The following is a 273-nucleotide window of genomic DNA, read 5'->3' as shown; positions in this document are numbered from 1 at the left end:
GTGACGATGGTGGAGGGCGAGCTGCGCTACGCGGGCCTGTTCCCCGTCAAGCTGGAGCAGCAGGAACTGACCACCGATGGGGCCGGCAACGCCAAGCTGGAACTGCCCGCCGCCAAGGAACCGAGCCGCTACGTCGTGACCGTGTTTGCCAACGATGGCGCGGCGTACCGCGTGAAGGTCACGCGTGAATTGCTCATCGCACGTGGCGCAACGCCGTACAAGCTGTCGACCACGTCGAACTTCACCACGCCGGGGCAGAGCGTCTCGTTCACG

General features: G+C 65.6%; 1 protein-coding gene. It reads left to right on the top strand.

Translation table 11 applies throughout. From position 1 onward, the window contains the following. A partial coding sequence (locus FCU66_RS40880; protein WP_136625537.1) for a hypothetical protein occupies nucleotides 1–273 on the top strand: 273 nt, incomplete at both ends.

The sequence above is a fragment of the Mesorhizobium norvegicum genome, assembly GCF_004919685.1.
GTDB lineage: Bacteria > Pseudomonadota > Alphaproteobacteria > Rhizobiales > Rhizobiaceae > Mesorhizobium > Mesorhizobium norvegicum.
This window is presented reverse-complemented; position numbering and strand designations above follow the sequence as displayed.